This is a genomic window from Pseudomonas sp. TJI-51 (assembly GCF_000190455.2).
GTDB classification, from domain to species: domain Bacteria; phylum Pseudomonadota; class Gammaproteobacteria; order Pseudomonadales; family Pseudomonadaceae; genus Aquipseudomonas; species Aquipseudomonas juntendi.
In genome coordinates, this window is sequence record NZ_AEWE02000201.1 from 1 (window position 1) to 4585 (window position 4585).

At 62.7% G+C, this 4585-nt stretch carries 4 protein-coding genes and 1 tRNA gene; all 5 read right to left on the minus strand.

Features of this window, described 5'->3' with window-relative positions; translation table 11 throughout:
* Nucleotide 1 precedes the first annotated feature (1 nt).
* A tRNA-Val gene (locus tag G1E_RS26915) sits at nt 2-77 on the minus strand.
* A 278-nt stretch (nt 78-355) separates the two neighbouring features.
* The gene (locus G1E_RS26920; RefSeq protein ID WP_009683773.1) at nt 356-1126 is read right to left on the minus strand and encodes an SDR family oxidoreductase; all 771 of its coding nucleotides are present in this window, start codon (nt 1124-1126) and stop codon (nt 356-358) included.
* Nucleotides 1126-2337, minus strand: a complete 1212-nt coding sequence (locus G1E_RS26925; RefSeq protein WP_009683774.1) for an O-succinylhomoserine sulfhydrylase — start codon at nt 2335-2337, stop codon at nt 1126-1128. The genes G1E_RS26920 and G1E_RS26925 overlap by 1 nt, the downstream gene beginning before the upstream one ends.
* Before the next feature lie 16 nt (nt 2338-2353).
* Nucleotides 2354-3859: an amidophosphoribosyltransferase gene (gene purF, locus G1E_RS26930; protein WP_009683775.1), complete on the minus strand. Its 1506-nt coding sequence runs from the start codon at nt 3857-3859 to the stop codon at nt 2354-2356.
* A gap of 42 nt (nt 3860-3901) precedes the next feature.
* A complete protein-coding gene (locus G1E_RS26935; RefSeq protein ID WP_009683776.1) occupies nt 3902-4459 on the minus strand; it encodes a CvpA family protein in 558 nt (185 codons plus the stop codon).
* Nucleotides 4460-4585 lie beyond the last annotated feature (126 nt).

Below are 4585 nucleotides of genomic sequence, written 5' to 3' on the forward strand. Positions count from 1 at the left end.
GTGGTGGGTGATGACGGGATCGAACCGCCGACCCTCTGCTTGTAAGGCAGATGCTCTCCCGGCTGAGCTAATCACCCTCGCGATGTTACTTGTTGCGTTTGCTTCGCTGAGGCCGCGAAATTTACGCAGGTGGCGAAGCTAAGTCAATAGCCCCGTTGGATTTTTTTCGAAGAAGTGGCAAGTGGCAAGTGGCAAGTGGCAAGTGGCAAGTGGCAAGTGGCAAGAAGAAGCTTGGGGTCGCTTGATGAATTTCTGAACCCTACAAATGACGAAGGAACCTTGCGGTCCCCTCTTGCAGCTTGGAGCTTGAAGCTTGAAGCTTGAAGCTTGAAGCTTGAAGCTTGAAGCTTGCAGCTCAGGTGTAGATCATCTTGCGTGTCATGCCGCCATCGACCACGAACTCCTGGCCAGTGACGAACGCCGCCTGCCGTGACAGCAACCAGGCAACCATGGCAGCCACATCCTCCACGGTCCCTACCCTGCCCGTCGGGTGCTGGGCGTGGTCGGCTTCGCTCAATGGCTCGGCACGGCGCTGCGCCGGGTCACGGGCATCGATCCAGCCTGGGCTCACCGCATTGACGCGGATCTCCGGGCCCAAACTTATCGCCAGCGCATGGGTCAAGGCCACCAGGCCGCCCTTGCTCGCCGCGTAGGCCTCGGTATCGGGCTCGGACTGCCGCGCCCGGGTGGAGGTGAGGTTGACGATCGCCCCGTTGTGCGCACGCAGGTACGGCGCACAATGCTTGGCCAGCAGCATCGGGCCATTCAGGTTCACCGCCAGCACCCGGTTCCACTGCGCCAGGCTCAGGCTTTCCAAGGTCTGGTTGTGCGGGTTGGCGATCGCTGCATTGCACACCAGTGCATCTAGGCGGCCAAATTGCCCGAGCACCTCGGACACCCCGGTACTGACCTGGGCTTCGTCGGCAACGTCCATGGTGATGAACCAGGCATTGTCACCCAGGGCCTTGGCCACCTTGGCACCCCGCTGCCGGTCTAGGTCGCTGAGCACCACCTGCCAACCCTCGCAGATCAACCAGGCGGCAATGCCCAGGCCGATGCCGCGCGCGGCACCGGTCACCAGTGCTACCCGGCCGTTGTGGCCCGGGGTGCTGCCGCCAATCTGCATCACAGCGCGGCCAACCCACGCGCCAGGTCGGCCTGCAGGTCTGCCACGTCTTCCAGGCCCACCGCAACGCGGATCAGGCTGTCGCGAATACCTGCAGCCTCACGCTCCTGCGGCGACAGGCGGCCGTGGGACGTGGTGGCCGGGTGGGCGATGGTGGTCTTGCTGTCGCCCAGGTTGGTGGTGATGGAAATCACCCGAGTGGCGTCGATGAAGCGCCAGGCGCCCTCTTTGCCGCCCTTGACCTCGAAGCTGACCACTGCACCAAAGCCACTCATCTGGCGCTTGGCCAGGGCGTGCTGGGGGTGGCTTGGCAAGCCGGCGTAATGCACCTTCTCCACGCCGTCCTGTCGCTCCAGCCACTCAGCCAGGGCCTGGGCACTTTCGCAATGCGCACGCATGCGCAACCGCAAGGTTTCCAGGCCCTTGGTGAAGATCCAGGCATTGAACGGGCTGAGGGTCGGGCCTGCGGTACGCAGGAAGCCCACCACCTCTTTCATCTGCTCGGCTCGGCCGGCCACTGCGCCGCCCATGCAACGCCCCTGGCCGTCGATGAACTTGGTCGCCGAGTGGAACACGATATCGGCACCCAGCTTCAACGGTTGCTGCAGTGCCGGGGTGCTGAAGCAGTTGTCGACGACCAGCATGGCGCCATGGGCATGGGCGATTTCACTGAGGGCAGTGATATCGACCAGTTCGGCCAGCGGGTTGGACGGCGATTCGACGATCAGCAGCTTGGTATTGGCCTTGATGGCCTTTTCCCAGCCCGCGAGGTCGGCCAGCGGCACGTAGTCCACCTGCAGGCCGAAGCGCTTGAAGTACTTCTCGAACAGGCTGATGGTCGAGCCAAATACGCTCTGCGACACCAGCACATGGTCACCGCCACTGCACAACGACATGACCACCGCAAGCAGCGCCGCCATGCCGGTGGAGGTGCCCACGGCCTGCTCGGCGCCTTCCATCGCTGCCAGCCGCTCTTCGAAGACACGCACCGACGGGTTGGTGTAACGCGAATAGACGTTGCCTGGCGTTTCGCCGGCGAAACGCGCAGCGGCGTCGGCCGCCGTGCGGAACACATAGCTGGAGGTCAGGAACAGCGCTTCGCTGTGCTCGCCTTCCGGTGTACGGCTTTGGCCAGCGCGCACCGCCAGGGTGTCGAAACCGACACCCTCGAGGTCGCTGTCCAGTCGCCCGGCATCCCATTGATCCGTCATGCCGTCGCTCCCTGAATCAGTTGTTGTAGAGGTCGATGATCGCGCTGACCGCCTGGTTCTTGACCTTGGCCAGGTCGTTACGGGCCTGCTCGATGCGGTCGAGGTAGGCTTCGTCGATATCGCCGGTGACATACTCACCGTTGAACACCGCGCAGTCGAAGTGCTCGATCTTGATCTTGCCGCCGCCGACCGAGTCGATCAGGTCCGGCAGGTCCTGATAGACCAGCCAGTCGGCGCCAATCAACTCACCCACCTGTTCGGTGGTGCGGTTGTGGGCGATCAGTTCGTGCACGCTCGGCATGTCGATGCCGTAGACGTTGGGGAAGCGCACTGCCGGGGCTGCCGAGCAGAAGTAGACATTCTTGGCGCCGGCTTCGCGGGCCATCTGGATGATCTGCTTGCACGTGGTACCGCGCACGATCGAATCGTCCACCAGCATCACGTTCTTGCCACGGAATTCCAGCTCGATGGCGTTGAGCTTCTGGCGCACCGACTTCTTGCGCGCCGCCTGGCCGGGCATGATGAAGGTACGGCCGATGTAACGGTTCTTGACGAAGCCTTCGCGGAACTTGACACCCAGGCGGTTGGCCAGCTCCAGGGCGGCGGTGCGGCTGGTGTCGGGAATCGGGATGACCACGTCGATGTCGTGATCGGGGCGCTCGCGCATGATCTTGTCGGCGAGCTTTTCACCCATGCGCAGGCGCGCCTTGTACACCGACACACCGTCGATGATCGAGTCTGGGCGGGCCAGGTAGACATGCTCGAAGATGCACGGTTGCAGCTTCGGCGCTTCGGCGCACTGCTTGGTGAACAGCTGGCCTTCTTCGGTGATGTACACCGCTTCGCCAGGTGCCAGGTCGCGGATCAGGGTGAAACCGAGCACGTCCAGGGCGACGCTTTCGGAGGCGATCATGTATTCCACGCCTTCGTCGGTGTGACGCTGGCCGAACACCACCGGGCGAATGCCGTGCGGGTCACGGAAGCCGACGATACCGTAGCCGGTGATCATTGCCACCACGGCGTAGCCACCCACACAGCGGCTGTGCACGTGGGAAACGGCAGCGAACACGTCTTCTTCGGTCGGCTGCAGTTTGCCGCGCACCGCCAGCTCGTGGGCGAACACGTTGAGCAGCACTTCCGAGTCGGAGTTGGTGTTGACGTGGCGCAGATCGGACTCGTAGATCTCCTTGGCCAACTGTTCGACGTTGGTCAGGTTGCCGTTATGCGCCAGGGTGATGCCATACGGGGAGTTGACGTAGAACGGCTGGGCCTCGGCCGAGGTCGAGCTGCCCGCGGTCGGGTAGCGCACATGGCCGATGCCGATGTTGCCCACCAGGCGCTGCATGTGGCGCTGCTGGAACACGTCGCGCACCAGGCCATTATCCTTGCGCAGGAACAACCGGCCGTCATGGCTGGTCACGATACCGGCAGCGTCCTGGCCGCGGTGCTGGAGGACCGTAAGCGCGTCATACAGCGCCTGATTGACGTTCGACTTACCGACGATACCGACGATGCCACACATGCGACGCAACCCCTACTTTGATGAAACTTGAGTGAATAGCGCTCAGGGCTTAGCTGGCCCGAGCAACTGTTCCTTGAACGGAAGATCAGCCGGAGCGCTGATCAGACCACCGGGCGACCACTGGCCGGCGAAACCCAGAATCAGGTTTTTCGACCAGTCGGCGACCAGAAGAAATTGTGGTATCAGGCGCGATTCCTGCCACCAGGTGTCCTGTTGAACCGGCCCCAGGCTGATCAGGCCGATGGCCACCACTACCAGCAAGGCCCCGCGCGCGGCGCCGAAGACCATGCCCAGGAAGCGATCGGTGCCGGACAGCCCGGTCACGCGGATCAGCTCGCCGACCAGGAAGTTGACCATGGCCCCCACCAGCAAGGTGGCGACGAAAAGAATGGCGCAGCCGGCGATGACGCGCATCGATGGTGTCTGGATGTAGCTTTCAAGATACACCGAGAGCGAACCGCCGAACATCCAGGCAACCGCACCGGCAATGATCCAGATGAGCAAGGACAAGGCTTCCTTGACGAAGCCGCGCTTGAGACTGATCAGTGTGGAGACGGCGATGATCGCGATGATCGCCCAATCAACCAGGGTAAATGCCACGGTGCTGCCTGCAGACGTTTGAGGCGGCGCATTTTACCAGAGCGGTGGGGGCTTGGGTAAGCGGAATGTCAGGTGGATTGGTGTTTGCTTCATCGCCAGCGAGCCAGCTCCCACAGGGATCGCCTT

What these genes read in the sequence shown, in the direction of transcription:
- G1E_RS26920 (WP_009683773.1), bottom strand. Translation starts at nt 1,126, where the DNA reads ATGCAGATTGGCGGCAGCACCCCGGGCCACAACGGCCGGGTAGCACTG.
- G1E_RS26925 (WP_009683774.1), bottom strand. Translation starts at nt 2,337, where the DNA reads ATGACGGATCAATGGGATGCCGGGCGACTGGACAGCGACCTCGAGGGT.
- purF (WP_009683775.1), bottom strand. Translation starts at nt 3,859, where the DNA reads ATGTGTGGCATCGTCGGTATCGTCGGTAAGTCGAACGTCAATCAGGCG.